General features: G+C 67.7%; 10 protein-coding genes. 7 read left to right on the top strand and 3 right to left on the bottom strand.

The annotated features are described in order from the left end of the window. The first annotated feature begins 4 nt into the window (after nucleotides 1-4). Together AC1DIP_RS19250 and AC1DIP_RS19255 are read left to right on the top strand one after the other, a co-directional pair. Complete coding sequence (locus tag AC1DIP_RS19250) at nucleotides 5-1,009, top strand: metallophosphoesterase family protein (RefSeq protein WP_477734723.1); 1,005 nt, start codon at nucleotides 5-7, stop codon at nucleotides 1,007-1,009. Nucleotides 1,010-1,158: 149 nt separating this feature from the next. After that, complete coding sequence (locus AC1DIP_RS19255) at nucleotides 1,159-1,992, top strand: glycoside hydrolase family 25 domain-containing protein (protein WP_477734724.1); 834 nt, start codon at nucleotides 1,159-1,161, stop codon at nucleotides 1,990-1,992. Nucleotides 1,993-2,083: 91 nt separating this feature from the next. On the opposite strand, the gene AC1DIP_RS19260 is transcribed toward AC1DIP_RS19255, so the two are convergent. Next, the gene (locus AC1DIP_RS19260; RefSeq protein ID WP_477734725.1) at nucleotides 2,084-3,673 is read right to left on the bottom strand and encodes an alkaline phosphatase D family protein; all 1,590 of its coding nucleotides are present in this window, start codon (nucleotides 3,671-3,673) and stop codon (nucleotides 2,084-2,086) included. 191 nt (nucleotides 3,674-3,864) lie between these two features. On the opposite strand from AC1DIP_RS19260, the gene AC1DIP_RS19265 reads away from it, so the two are divergent. Beyond that, nucleotides 3,865-4,647 (top strand): SDR family oxidoreductase, encoded by a 783-nt coding sequence (locus tag AC1DIP_RS19265; RefSeq protein ID WP_477734726.1) that lies wholly within the window; start codon nucleotides 3,865-3,867, stop codon nucleotides 4,645-4,647. A gap of 16 nt (nucleotides 4,648-4,663) precedes the next feature. Here the strand turns inward: AC1DIP_RS19265 and AC1DIP_RS19270 are convergent, their stop codons facing one another. Together AC1DIP_RS19270 and AC1DIP_RS19275 are read right to left on the bottom strand one after the other, a co-directional pair. After that, a complete protein-coding gene (locus AC1DIP_RS19270) occupies nucleotides 4,664-6,211 on the bottom strand; it encodes a S8 family serine peptidase (protein WP_477734727.1) in 1,548 nt (515 codons plus the stop codon). Between the two features lie 329 nt (nucleotides 6,212-6,540). Next, complete coding sequence (locus AC1DIP_RS19275; protein WP_477734728.1) at nucleotides 6,541-7,845, bottom strand: GAF domain-containing protein; 1,305 nt, start codon at nucleotides 7,843-7,845, stop codon at nucleotides 6,541-6,543. A 143-nt stretch (nucleotides 7,846-7,988) separates the two neighbouring features. On the opposite strand from AC1DIP_RS19275, the gene AC1DIP_RS19280 reads away from it, so the two are divergent. The 4 genes from AC1DIP_RS19280 to mgtA all read left to right on the top strand — a co-directional run bounded on the left by AC1DIP_RS19280 (nucleotide 7,989) and on the right by mgtA (nucleotide 14,479). Further along, nucleotides 7,989-9,779 carry an NAD(P)-binding domain-containing protein gene (locus AC1DIP_RS19280; protein WP_477734729.1) on the top strand — a complete coding sequence of 597 codons (1,791 nt, stop codon included), beginning with the start codon at nucleotides 7,989-7,991 and terminating at the stop codon, nucleotides 9,777-9,779. 42 nt (nucleotides 9,780-9,821) lie between these two features. Then, complete coding sequence (locus AC1DIP_RS19285; protein ID WP_476209823.1) at nucleotides 9,822-10,877, top strand: alcohol dehydrogenase catalytic domain-containing protein; 1,056 nt, start codon at nucleotides 9,822-9,824, stop codon at nucleotides 10,875-10,877. 99 nt (nucleotides 10,878-10,976) lie between these two features. After that, entirely contained in the window at nucleotides 10,977-11,672 is a 696-nt protein-coding gene (locus tag AC1DIP_RS19290) for a hypothetical protein (protein WP_477734730.1), read from the top strand. Nucleotides 11,673-11,752: 80 nt separating this feature from the next. Further along, nucleotides 11,753-14,479 (top strand): magnesium-translocating P-type ATPase, encoded by a 2,727-nt coding sequence (gene mgtA / locus AC1DIP_RS19295; RefSeq protein ID WP_477734731.1) that lies wholly within the window; start codon nucleotides 11,753-11,755, stop codon nucleotides 14,477-14,479. Nucleotides 14,480-14,543: the final 64 nt, after the last annotated feature.

Here is a 14,543-nt window from a genome sequence, read left to right on the forward strand (position 1 = left end):
TGGGATGCAGCCAGCGCTCCCTCGTTCCAGACGCCTCCGGCGTGTAGCGGCGACGGCCGCGGCTTTCCTGGCGCTCGCCGCCGCAGGGTGCACCGGCGGGCCGAAACCGCCGGACCCGCCATCGCCCCTGCCCGACGTGCGCATCGCCGCCGTCGGCGACATGAACCCCGAGGGAAATACCGACCCGGACAGCCCTTCCGGCCGCAACGGCGCAGCGATTGCCCGGCTGGCGGCGAACAACGAAATCGACGCGTTCCTGGGCCTGGGCGACTTCCAGTACAGCACCGCGCGCTGCGCGGACTACGTGAACTACTGGAAACCGCTCTGGGGCGGCACGCTGCCCAAGCTCTACTGGGTGTCCGCCCCCAATCACGACTGGGAACCCGGCCGCAACGAAGACCTGGACAACTTCATGAACGGCCAGTGCCCGGGCTCCACGGACAAGGCCGCGATCAACCAGGAGCGCGGGTTCGTCCCGAACGGCCAGCCCTACTCGAAGGACTTTGGGAAGTGGCATTTCGCCTTCCTGTCCTCCGCGCTGTGGAGGTACGACACCCCGGATGCCAAGGCCGCGACGGACTGGCTGGACCAGGATCTCTCGGCCGCGCAGGCCGCCGGCCAGCACCTGGCAGTGGTCTACCACGAGCCGTATTTCACGTCGGACACCAGCGAGCACGGCCGGACTGAAGAGAACAAGCCGTGGATCGACGTGATGTGGAAGTACCGCGTCCGCCTCACCCTCTCGGCCTCGCAGCACAACTATGAGCGGTCATGCCCGGTGAACAATGCAGACAAATGCGTCGACGACGGCATGACGGCCTTCCAGGTTTCCACCGGCGGCATCGATACCCGCCCCTTCACCGGCCGCCGCCCGGCCTACATTGCAAAACGGTTCAGCGACAGCCGCGGCTTCCTCCAGCTGACGCTGCACTCCGACGGCTCCTTCGGCTGGAACTTCACGGCAACCACCGGGTCCGGCACGGACTCGGGGAGCCGCCCGGCAGCGTAATCGCGTGGTCCGCGACTCCCGTACATCACTACCGAAAATAGGGGACTCATCGCCTACCGGCCCATCTTCGTCGGCGCGTATAGTCTTACCCACCTCGAAGTACCAACGACGTTACGGGAGTACCGGGCATGGCTCGTTATGGGATGAAGATGGCAGGCACATTGCTGGTCTCACTTGGGCTGCTGTTCACAGGCATTGCCCCGGTGTCAGCAGCACCATCCGGAAACACGGACCTGGTGGGCAACGACATTTCCTGGCCCCAATGCGACAAGACGCTTCCGGCCGGGCAGGCGTTCGCGATCGTGGGTGTCAACGGAGGACTGGCCAACAACACGAACCCGTGCCTCATTAAGCAACTCGATTGGGCCAAGTCCTCCACAGGGGGAACCACTCAGCCCTTGGTTGCTTTGTACGTAAACACGGCGAACCCGGGGCGCACGGGTTCTTGGTGGCCCTCGTCCAACATCTACCCCGAGGGCTCTGGCATCGAGATCACCAGCGGCCCCTACGGAAAATGCAATCCCAATGGTGAAGCCGCAGGTCCGGTCGACGTCGCCTGCTCATACATGTACGGCTACGCGAAGGCCTACGACGATGCGAACAAGCGGGGCGTGGCGAGTCCCGGTACGTATTTGTGGTGGCTGGATGTGGAGACAGGCAATAGCTGGCAAACGGGGGCAACGAACTCCACGGCCCTCAACCGGGCCACACTCGAAGGGATGGCCGACTACTTCCGGAGCAACACTGACGGAAAGAACGGCCCCGGTGTCGGAATCTACTCAACAGGAAGTCAGTGGCGAAGCATTGCCGGTACCGTACCGTCCAGCAGTTCACTGGCCGGGCTGCCAAGTTGGCTTGCGGGGGCAAAGACCCTGCGGGGCGCGCAGTCGAATTGTTCCCTCTCTCCGTTGACCCCAGGCGGCAAGGTGACAGTCACCCAATACGTATCCGCCGGACTCGATTACGACTACTCCTGTAAATAGGAGCTCCGCTGTCTCGATACCCCGGCGCACGGGCGGGTGAACGCGGCCAACGCCGTGAAGTAGGCCTGGCCGCGTTCAGCCCCGCGGCAGGTCAGTCCCGCGCCTGGAGCCCCGGCACGCCGTCGCGGATCTCGAAGGAAGCCTTGGTGGCCACCGGTGCACCCGGCGTCGTGACGTGGTCCAGCGTCCTGAAGTCCGCGGTCATGGACTCGCTGGTGATGCGCGTGTTCACGTAGCCGCGGTTGTCGTTGTAGAACTTTAGGTGCGGGTTCCAGGCCATGACGGGGTCGGCGGTGGAGCCGTTGCCGTCGCCCGTTGAGGTGATGGAGGTGCACACCAGCTCGGAACCCACCACGGGGGAAGCCGGGTCCTTGTAGTCCACCTTGACGTCGTTGGCCCAGTTGCGGTGCACGTCGCCGGTGAGCACGACGGCGTTCCGGACGTTCGCGTCCACCCAGCCCTGGGTGATGCGGCGGCGGGAGGAAACATACCCATCCCACCCGTCCATGGACACGTCGTCGATCTCCGGCGCCTTGTTCCGGTCCCGCTCGGCGAAGAAGACCTGCTGGCCCAGGATGTCCCAGCGCTGCGTGGAATGCCGGAACCCATCCAGCAGCCACCTCTCCTGCTCGGCGCCGGTGATGGTCCGGTCCTCCGCCAGCCGCCCGGCGACGTTCTTCTTCCAGCCGTCGCCGGCAAGCTGGTCGTCGCGGTACTGCCGGGTATCCATCATGTGGAGGTTGGCCAGCTGGCCCCACTGGAGCCTCCGGTAGATCTTCATGTCCGGACCCGCCGGAAGCGACGACGGCCGCAGCGGCATGTTCTCGTAGTACGCCTGGAACGCTGCGGCACGGCGCTGCCGGAAGTGCTCCGCGCTGTCGTTCAGCTGGCCGGCGTCGCTGTTCTCCGGCACGTCGTCCGCCCAGTTGTTGTCCACCTCGTGGTCATCCCAGACCACTGCCCACGGTGCGATGGCGTGCGCTGCCTGCAGGTCGGCGTCGGCCTTGTACTGTGCGTGCCGCTGCCGGTAGGTCTCCAGGGTGACGGTCTCCGGGCCCTCGTGGTCGCGCGGGTTCCCGCCGCCGATCACGTAGCTGCCCTTCTTGTACTCGTAAAGGTAATCGCCCAGGTGCAGCACCAGGTCCGGGTGGTCCTCCGCCAGGCGGCGGTAGGCGGTGAAGTAGCCGTGCTCGTATTGGGCGCAGCTGGCGAACGCCATGGCCAGCGCGGCTGGCGTCTCATGCGGCGCCGGGCTGGTCAGGGTGCGCCCCACCGGGCTCAGGTGCTTGCCGGCGCGGAACCGGTAGAAGTACTCGCGGCCCGCTTTCAGGCCCCGCAGTTCCACGTGCACCGAGTGCGCGGTTTCGATCCGGGCCTGCTCGACGCCGCGGGCCACTACGCTGCGCATGCCCTGGTCCTCCGCCACTTCCCACTGCACGGCCACCGGGCGGGACGGCATGCCGCCCAGCCCGTCCTCTGCCACGGGGTTGAGCGCCAGGCGCGTCCAGAGCACGAAGCCGTCCGGCCACGGCTCGCCGGAGGCGATGCCGAGCATGAAGGGATTGGTGCGGAGGCCGGCGTCGTCAGCGGTGGAAACCGCGACGGCGGCACTCGGCAAAGCGGCCACCAGGCCGGCCCCGAGGCCAGCGGAAATGAGGGTTCTGCGGGAGATGTTGTCCATGGCTCCCAACGTATTTCCAGGTTCTGTACAGGGTTCGAGGAGGATGTGAAGGCGCGGTTAACGGCGTGACAAGGGTTGTTAGATCCCTTGTTCCTGTCTTCAGCGCCGCACGGGCCTTTGGACTCTGGTTCCAACGGGGGCCGCCGGGCATCGTTGGCACCGACCCCGCCCAGCCAGCGAAAGAAGACACCATGCCCCGCACTTCCGTCATCACCGGTGCCGCCTCAGGGATCGGCAAGGCAACCAAGGAACTGCTCGAACAGCGGGGCGAACGCGTGATTGGCGTGGATCTCCACGACGCCGAAGTGGTGGCCGACCTCTCCACCGCGGAGGGCCGAGGTGCCCTGGTGGATGCGGTACGAAAAGTCAGCGGCGGCAGGATTGACGCCATCTACGCAGTGGCCGGTCTCGCGATACCGGCTCCGGCCACGGTGGCCGTGAACTTTTTCGGTACCGTCGCCTCGATCGAAGGGCTCCGGCCGTTGCTGGCCGGATCGGAGGCACCGCGCGCCGTGGTGGTTTCCTCCATGGCCGCCCTCATGGCCAGCGACGATGAGCTCGTGGCGCTGCTGACTGACGGGGACGAACCGGCCGCCATGGACCGGGCCCAGGTTTTGGCCCAGGAACCGGCCACCACCGGACAACTGATCTACGCCTCCACCAAGCTGGCGCTGTCCCGGTGGGTCCGCCGGCAAGCTGCCACTGCCGAGTGGGCAGGAGCCGGGATCCCGCTGAACGCCGTGGCGCCCGGTGTGATCGCCACACCCATGACCGCCGACCTGATCGACACTGAACAGGAGCGGGAATCGCTGCTGAAAGTGGTCCCCATGCCGCTGAACGGCATCGCCGAACCCATCGTCGTCGCCCGCCTCCTGGCCTGGCTCAACAGCGCCGAAAACACCCACCTCTGCGGGCAGATCGTCTACGTGGACGGCGGCAGCGACGCTGTGCTGCGCGGCGACTCCGTCTGGTGACGGCCCACAGCCGTTCCTAGCTGATGGCGGTCATGATGTTCCAGCCGCCGCCGATGTTGATGCGTGYGCCGAAGGTYCCGTTTCCTTGGCCGGGGTAGGTCCAGAGGCTGCCGTCGGTGTCGCGGGCGATGAGGTCGGGTTTGCCGTCSCCGGTGAGGTCCCCTGCTGCGCTGATGGCGGTCATGATGTTCCAGCCGCCGCCGAYGTTGAYGCGYGCGCCGAGCAGCCCGTTKCCTTGGCCGGGGTAGGTCCASAGGCTGCCGCCGCTGTCCCGGGCCAGGACATCGGCCTTGCCGTCACTGGTGAAATCTCTCGCCACCGGGGCCGGAGCCGGTACCGGAATCGGGCCGGTGAAGAGCAGGCGGTTGGGGGTTCCCGCTGACACGTTGGTGACAGTGCCCTGAGTGGCCGCAGCCGTCAGGTCCGCTGCCACCGCAGCCGGCGTCTGCTGCGGGTTCCGCGACAGGGACAGCGCCGCAGCACCGGCAACGTGCGGAGACGCCATGGACGTGCCGCTCAGCGTCGCTACCGAGGTGGTGGAGGTGTCCCAGTCGGACTGGATGTTCACCCCCGGGGCATACAGGTCAACGCAGCTCCCGTAATTCGAGAACCCTGCCTGCCGGTCCGAGGAATCGCTGGCCGCCACGGTCAAGGCCTCGGCCACCCGTGCCGGGGACGTGGTGCAGGCATCCACCGCGGCGTTTCCGGCAGCCACCACGGCCGTGACGCCGTCGTTGATGATTCCCCTGATGGCGTCATCCAGCGTGGTGCTGGTGGGACCGCCAATGCTGAGGTTGGCCACCGCGGGCGTGCCGGCGGCATGCTGTGAGGCGATCCAGTCCAGGCCCGCGATGACGTCGGAGTCATACCCGGAGCCGTCGCAGCCGAGCACCCGCACCGGGACCACGCTGGCTGATTTGGCTACCCCGAAGGTCTTCCCGGCGATGATGCCGGCAACATGCGTGCCATGGCCGTTGCAGTCGCTGCTGCCCTTGCCGTCGGCAATGGCGGTCCAGCCCGGCGCCACTCGGCCGCCAAAGTCGGTGTTTTCCGCCAGGACCCCGGTGTCGATGACGTACGTGCTGACGCCGGCGCCGCTGGCGGTGGGCGTGAACGTGCCTGAGAGCGGGAGCGCTCGCTGGTCGATCCTGTCCAGGCCCCAGGACGGTGACTGCTGGGTGTCGGCAACCGTCACGGGGGAGTCCGGCTCAATCAGGGCAACACGTGGCGAACGGGCCAGGGCAGCCGCTTGTGCCTTGGTGGCGGTGATGGCCGCTCCCCTGACTGCTGCGGAGAAGGTCCGGCCGATGCGCACGCCCTGGCCCTGCAGTGACTGGGCTTCCGTGGCCACGTCCGAGCCCTTGGTGAAGCGGACCAGGTAGCGGCCCTCGTCACCGGCCTGGGGGCTGGCCGCCTGCGCGTCACCGCTGACCGCGGGCGACGGCGGTGGAGCGAGGGCCACCGCAGGGGTGAGCGCCGTGGCCGGCGGCGCCGCCAGCATCACAGCAGCAGCAGCGGCCAGCACAGCACCGGCGGAGCCCCGGAATCGCTTGGATAATGACATGGGTGGCCTCCTAGTGACCGATCCATCCTGCGGTTAATAGACCTCGAGCGGTTCCGCAGGCCGTTCCGGGCACGGCTAAGGAGGCAGGTGTTTCCGGCCGGCAGCGGATACAGCGGCCGGCAGTAGATTCGGTAGCCCCAGACATCCCTTGTGCTCCCCAGCTTTAGGCGGAAACGGAAACCATTCCCGGTCCACACTGCCCGTCCTGTCCAGGAGCCCCGGCTGAGCCCGGGGTCTGATCTCCAGCGCAGGCGTAGCGCCGGACGGTGTGGCCCCGGCCATTTTACAACTCCCCGGTTACGGAAGCGGCGGCCACACCCTTGTCGCGCTCAACCAGCGGGGCAGGCCGCCCGGAAGGCCAGGTACCGCGGATCGCCGCCGCCCACCAGCCGGCCCAGTGCCTCGACAGCCAGCGGGTCAACAGCTCCCATGTCGGTGGAAAGCCACTGAACCAGCAGCGAAGCGTCCCCGCCGGCCCGCACGGCCGATCCCACGGCCATGTCCAGCTGGTCCCGCAGCAGCTGCACCGCAAGGGCAACCGACCGGCGGAGCAGGGGTGCCCGGTACGCTTCCAGCGCTTCCGCCACAAAACCATCGCGCAGCAACCGCAGGACCCTCCCGGAATCGGAATGTCCGGCCAGGCCAGCGGCCAGGCGGTAGGGGTTGGACTCCACGGCGCTGCCCAGCATGGACCGCACCCGGAACATCTCCGTCCGGATGGCCTGCGGCGTCCCCGCGTCCCCGTGCAGCTCATACGCCAGTTCCTCCGCGGACCATCCCTGCGACCGCGAATCCAGCAGCGCCAGGATTTCCGCCCGGCGCAGGGTCAGCGGCACGCGGCTCCCGTCAGCGAACACGGCCGCGGGCTTATCGCCGAGCAGTTCCAGCGACTCCACCGCCACGGACCTGGCGGCGATGGGCGCAGGCCGCCGCGACGCACGCACGGAAGAGGCCGCCACGGAAGAGGGGGCACCCGGGGAGGTGCCGCCGTCGGACGTTCCCAGCAAGGCCTCCGCCACGCGGACGGCGCACCGCACCATCCGCAGGGTGTCCGCGCTGATGGTGTCCAGCGGCCCCGAGACATCCAGCACGCCCAGCACCCGTCCCGTGGCCGGGTCCGTAATGGGCGCCGCCGTGCAGGCCCACTCGTGGTGCGTGCGCACCAGGTGCTCGGCGGAGAACAGCTGCACGGCGCCGCCGGTAACCAGGGCCTCGCTGATGGCGTTGGTGCCGATGCCCGCCTCGGACCAGTCGGCACCTTCGGAGAACTCCAGCGTGTCGGCGCGCCGGAGCACATCCGGACTGCCCACCCGCCACAGGATTTCGCCGCTGGCATCGGTGAGCACCAGCAGGTGGCGGCCGGACCGGGAATCATCCGCCAACAGATCGTGAAGCGCGGGCATGACCTGCTGCAGCCGGTGTTCCCGCCGCAGTTCCAGGACCTCGGACACCTCGTGCAGGTGGCGCGGGCTGTGCTGGTCCGGGCTGATGCCCAGGGCCATGGACCGGTGCCACGAATCGACCAGGCGGGCGGGGATCTCGGGCCGTGTGACACCGGCGATGACCAGCTCGTGCGCGCGCCGCAGCGTCCGTGCGTACCGCGCCGGGTCCGAAAACCTCTGGCCGTAGTCCACCGTTTCCTCCTCGCAGCCCGGCTCCCTTGCCGGATCCGTGTAACGCCGCTGTTACCCCCGCCGCGTTCAACTGGTGATGCAGCTCACGCCCGCCCCAGCATATCGGGCGGGCGGAGCCCATGAAACAGCACAAAGGAGTGGAGATGACCGAAACACCCACGGCTGCCGCGCGGGCCTGGCTTGCCGGGCTGGACGGAGCGCTGCAGCGCCGCGACGTGGACGTCGCGCTGGACCTGTTCGAGGACGACTGCTACTGGCGCGACTTCGTGGCGTTCACCTGGAACCTGAAAACGCTGGAAGGCAAGGCGGAGATCCGCCGGATGCTGGAAACCACGCTGGACCACGTGCAGCCCGCCCACTGGGCGCTCTCGGAGGCTGCCACCGGGGACGCAGAGAATGTGGAAGCCTGGATCACGTTCGAGACCGGTGCCGCCCGCGGCTACGGCCACCTCCGGCTGCGGAACGGCAAATGCTGGACGCTGCTGACCACCATGCAGGAACTCAAGGGCTTCGAGGAGAAGAAGGGTCCGCGGCGGGAGCAGGGCGTGGCCCACGAAATTGTCCGCGGCCGCCGGTCCTGGAAGGAACTCAAGGAGGAGCAGGAGGCGCGGCTCGGCTACGAGGAGCAGCCCTACTGCGTGATCATCGGCGGCGGCCAGGGCGGGATCGGCCTCGCCGCCCGGCTGAAGCGGCTTGGCGTGCCCACCATCATCGTCGAGAAGAACCAGAACCCCGGCGACTCCTGGCGCAACCGCTACAAGTCCCTGCACCTGCACGATCCCGTCTGGTACGACCACCTGCCCTACCTGAAGTTCCCGGACGACTGGCCCGTTTTTGCCGCCAAGGACAAGATCGGTGACTGGCTGGAGCACTACACCCGCATCATGGAGCTGAACTACTGGTCCGGCACCGAGTGCGTGGGGGCAGCGTACGACGACGGCACGCAGGAATGGGCGGTCAACGTCCTTCGCAACGGCGAACAGGTGACGCTCCGGCCGAAGCAGCTCATCTTCGCCCTGGGCGTCTCCGGCTACCCGAACATCCCGGTCTTCGACGGCGCCGAGTCCTTCCTGGGCGAGCAGCGGCACTCCTCCCAGCACCCGGGCGGCGGGGACTGGACGGGCAAGAAGGCCGTGGTGATCGGCTCCAACAACTCGGCGCACGATATCTGCGCCGACCTCTGGGAGCATGGGGCCGACGTCACCATGGTCCAGCGCTCCTCCACCCACATCGCGCGCAGCGAGTCCCTGATGGACCTGGCGCTGGGTGACCTGTACTCGGAGCGGGCGCTCGCCGCCGGGATGACCACGGAAAAGGCCGATTTGCTGTTCGCCTCCCTGCCCATGCGCGTCCTGCCCGGGGCCCAGGTGCCGGTGTACCAGGAGATGGCATCCCGGGACGCGGAGTTCTACTCCCAGCTGGAGGCCGCCGGCTTCGACCTGGACTTCGGCGTGGACGGCTCAGGCCTGTTCGTGAAGTACCTGCGGCGCGGCTCCGGCTACTACATCGACGTCGGCGCCTCCCAGCTGATCATCGACGGCAGGGTGAAGCTGAAGAACGGGCAGGTCACCAAGATCACCGGCAACGCCGTGGTGATGGATGACGGCACCGAACTGGAGGCGGACCTGATTGTCTACGCCACCGGGTACGGGTCCATGAACGGGTGGCTGGCGGACCTGGCCTCGCCCGAAATCGCGGACCGGGTGGGCAAATGCTGGGGATATGGCTCAGACACGCCAAAAGACCCTGGTCCCTGGGAGGGGGAGCTGCGCAATATGTGGAAGCCCACCAATGTGCCCAACCTCTGGATCCATGGCGGCAACCTGCACCAGAGCCGGCACTACTCCGCCTACCTGGCGCTGCAGCTGAAGGCCCGGATGGAAGGACTCGACACACCGGTCTACGAACTGCAGCCCAGCCACCACACCCGCTGACTCGGCGGTTGAGCCTGTCGAAACCCACATGAAAGGACCATCATGAAGGCAGCACGTTTCCACGCCCGCAAGGACATCCGGATCGAGGACATCCCGGAGCCGGAGCTGCGGGCGGGGGCGGTGAAGATCGACGTCGCGTGGTGCGGCATCTGCGGCACGGACCTGCACGAGTTCCTGGAGGGGCCAATCTTCTGTCCCGCGCCGGGGCATCCGCACCCGCTGTCCCACGAGGAATCCCCGGTGACCCTGGGGCATGAATTCTCCGGGACCGTGGCTGAAGTCGGCGAAGGCGTGGAGGGGCTGGAAGTGGGTGACAACGTCGTCGTTGAACCCTATTTCGTGGACGGGACCTGCGACATGTGCCAGGCGGGCAGCTACCACCTGTGCCGGCAGATGGGGTTCATCGGGCTGTCCGGCGGCGGGGGAGGGCTGAGCGAGAAGATCGTGGTGGACCAGCGCTGGGTGCACCCCGTCGGCAACATCCCGCTGGATGAGGCCGCACTGATTGAACCGCTGTCCGTGGCGCACCACGCGGTGGCGCGCAGCGGCGTCAAGGCAGGCGACACCGCGCTGGTGGGCGGGTCCGGGCCGATCGGCCTGCTCACCGCGGCGGTCCTCAAAGGCATGGGCGTGACCACGATCATCAGTGAGCTCACCCAGGCCCGCAAGGAGAAGGCCACCTCCAGCGGCGTGGCGGACCACGTCCTGGACCCAAGCAAGGAGGACGTCCCGGCGCGGGTGCGCGAACTCACCGGCGGCACCGGGGCGGACGTCGCCTTCGAATGCGCCGGCGTGAACGCCGTCCTGGACACCATGCTCGACGCCGTCCGGCCCGGGGCCGTGGTGGTGAACGTGTCCATCTGGGGCGCGCCCGCCACCGTGGACATGCAGAAGCTGGTGCTGAAGGAGATCGACCTGCGCGGCACCATCGCCTACGTCCGCGACCACCCCGCGGTGATCAGGATGGTGCAGGAGGGCAAGGTGGACCTCAAGCCGTTCATCACGGGCCGGATCGCGCTGGAGGACCTGGTGGAGCAGGGCTTCGACACCCTCATCAACCACAAGGACACTGCCGTAAAGGTGCTGGTGCACCCGTAGCCTGGAGTACTCGGACTTTAGTCCCTGTTCTGGAGTAACCCCCAGGCGTAGCTTGGATGTGGGTCCCACGGCCGCGGGACCCACATCCAAGGGGGCATCATGACCAAGCCCAGGCTTTCGGCACTCAGCGTTCTCGGCCTCAGCGGGCTGCTGGTCCTCACGGGCTGCTCCGGCACGCCGTCGCCGGGCCCCACCACCAGTTCCGCGGCCCCGAGCCCCACGGCCAGTGCCAGTCCCAGTACGACGTCGGGCCCCACCACCACGGCGACCCCGACTTCGCCGCCCAGCACCTCAGTCGCGCCCACCACCCCGTCTTCCCCGCCGCCGTCGTCCGCCCCGGCAAGCCCGCCGCCCACGCAGGAGCCTGCCCCCACCGGGCTCCCGGAACAGGTTGCCCCGCTGACCATCTACTACGTGGCGGTGGGGGACGACGGTGTCTCGGGGCCCATGATCGGCTGCGGTGACAGCCTGGTGGCCACCACCACGGCACCCGTCCGCTTCACCGACCAGGTGGGCCCCAGTGTGGGGACGCTGCTGGCCAATAAGAGCCGGGATGTGGGCATGTCCGGGCTGGTAAATGCGCTCTACCAGTCCAACTTGACCTACTTGGGCGGAGAGTTGAACGGCAGCACCATCACCATCTGGCTCTCCGGGCAGTTCATGCTGGCCGGGGAATGCGATGATCCGCGGGTGAAGGCGCAGTTGGAGTACACCGCCATGGCCGCATCGGGAGCCACCAGCGCACAGGTGTACGTCAACGGCCGGCCGATTGACGACGTCCTCAGCCTGAAGTAACTGCCAAGGTGGAATGCCGCCGCCGTCGTACCCTTGCCTTAGGTTAAAGCCAAGAAGCCCACGCGTCCGAACGGATCGGCATGACAGACGTGAACGTCCGGGAGCGCAGCTCCCTCCAGCTGGCCATCACTGATGCCGCAAGCCTGACGGCGGAGCAAACGCTGGCACGCCTGGGATCCGGGCCGGGCGGCCTCACGGGGGAGGAAGCCGCCGCCCGCCTGGAACAGCTGGGCCCCAATGCGGTCCGCACGCACCGCGCCAACGCCTGGGCAGTCCTGGGGCGCCAGTTCGCCAGCCCCATCCTGATCCTCCTGATCGTCACCGCGGGGTTGTCCCTGTTCCTGGGCGACGCCACCAACTCCATCGTTATCGGCGTGATCCTGCTGGTCAGCGTCGGCCTCGGCTTCACCAACGAATACCGCGCGGAACGGGCGTCCGAGGCCCTGCACGACCGTGTCACGCACCGTGCCGTGGCACTCCGCGGGGGAAGCACCAGGGAAGTGGACGTTACCGCACTGGTACCGGGCGACGTCGTCCATCTCTCCCTGGGTGCCATCATCCCCGCGGATATCCGGCTCCTGACCACCAACAACCTTCTCTGCGATGAAAGCATCCTCACCGGGGAGTCCCAGCCTGCGGCCAAGGAAGCTTCCCCCGTAGCACCCGGTTCAGCACTGGGGGACCTCACTTCCTGCGTGTTCATGGGCACGGTGGTCCAGTCCGGCGGCTGCACCGGGGTGGTGGTGGCCACCGGCGGCCGGGCCGAATTCGGGCGCATCGCCCTCGGGCTGGGCGAGAGGCAGCCGCAGACCGAATTCCAGCTGGGACTCAAGCGGTTCTCCTTCCTGCTGTTGCAGGTAGCGATGGTGCTCACCTCGGTGATCTTCGTGGCCAACCTGCTGCTGCAGCGGCCCCTCCTGGAATCGCTGCTGTTCTCGCTGGCCATCGCGGTCGGCATCACCCCGCAGTTGCTCCCTGCCGTGGTCAGCACATCCCTGGCCACCGGCACCCGGCAGCTGGCCAAGCGCAAGGTGCTGGTCAAACGCCTGGTATGCATCGAGGACCTGGGGGACATGGACATCCTGGTCACGGACAAGACCGGCACCCTGACGGAGGGCAGGATCAGCTTCACCGGTGCGCTGCCAGCCGCCCCGGAAACGGCAGACGACGGCCTGCTCACCCTGGGCCTGCTGGCCACCGAGACCGATTATGCGGAGGCCAAGAATTCCCCGGCCGGGCAGAACCCGCTGGACGCCGCCCTCTGGGACAGCCCCGGGGCGTCCGGTTTCGACCCGGGGCGCTTCGAGCGGGTAGACCTGATCGGCTTCGACCACCAGCGCCGCCGCACCACAGTGCTGGTCCGGGAGAACGGGGGCCCCGCGCAGCTGATCACCAAGGGCGCCCCGGAGGACATCCTGGCCCTCTGCGGATCCACCCCGCCCGCCGTGCAGGCACTGCTGGACGAACAGTTCGACGCCGGCTCCCGAGTGGTTGCCGTGGCCACCCGCCCGGTCCCGGGGCTGGACAGGCTGACGCCGGCGGACGAGCGCAACCTGACCCTGGCCGGTTTCCTCGTCTTCCTGGACCGCCCCAAAGCCAGTGCCCGCCAGTCCCTGGACCTCCTGGAGGCACTGGGCATCTCGGTGAAGATCGCCACCGGGGACAACGCCAAGGTGGCGGAGAAGGTCTGTACGGACCTGGACGTGATCTCAGGCGGCACCCTCACCGGTGCCCAGGTTGAAGCCATGTCCGACGCCGACCTCGCCGCCGCCGCCCGAACGGCAACGATCTTCGCGCGGGTCTCGCCCGAACAAAAAGCACGCATTATCGCCCTGCTGCGCCTCAGCGGCGGATCCGTGGGCTTCATGGGTGACGGCGTCAATGACGCGCTGGCACTCCACAAGGCGGACATCGGCATCTCCGTCGATACCGCCACTGACGTTGCCAAGGACGCGGCCGACGTCGTCCTCCTGGACAAAGACCTGGGCGTGCTGGCAGAGGGCGTGATGGAGGGCCGTCGGATCTTCGCCAACACCATCAAGTACGTACTGATGGGCACCTCCAGCAATTTCGGCAATATGTTCAGCGCGGCAGTGGCCTCGGTGGTGCTGAGTTTCCTGCCCATGCTGCCGGGCCAGATCCTGCTGAACAACCTGCTGTACGACTCGGGGCAGCTGGCCATTCCGGGGGACCGGGTGGACAAGGAGCAGTTGCGGGCGCCGTCGCACTGGGACATTGCCTTTATCCGGCGGTTCATGCTGCTCTTCGGGCCGATCAGTTCGCTGTTCGACTTCGCGACGTTCGCGCTGATGCTGTTTGTGTTTACCGCAGCGCCGGGGGAGTTCCGGGCCGGCTGGTTCATCGAATCCATCGCCACCCAGACGCTGATCATTTTCGCCATCCGCACCCGGCGGGTCCCCTTTCTGCGGAGCCGGCCCTCAGCAGGCCTGATCGCCGCCTCGCTGGGAGTGGTGGCCCTCGGCATCTTCCTGCCGCTGTCACCCGTGGCCGCAGTGCTGGGCTTCGACCCCTTGCCGGTGCCGTTCTTCCTGGCCCTCATGGGCATGGTGGTGGTGTACCTGGTGCTGGTGGAGGTGGCCAAGCAATGGTTCTTCGCACGCGACGCCCAGCAGCTGCCCGCCCCGCCGCCGCCCGTCCGGCGCCGGAGGGATACGCACCACATTGCCCGGCGGGCGTTCCGGTTCAGCATCCCCGTCAAGGTACCCCCGCTCCCGATTCCTGCCGCCCGGGGACGCGTCCTGAGGGGAGGCAGGGCACGGCGGCCCGGGGCCGGCCGTAACCTTTAGGGCGCGCGGCGCCACGGGTTGTTAGAGTGGTGAACGGGACGCTGGGGGCTTTCAAATATCGGAT

This window comes from Pseudarthrobacter sp. 05T312 (genome assembly GCF_056396685.1).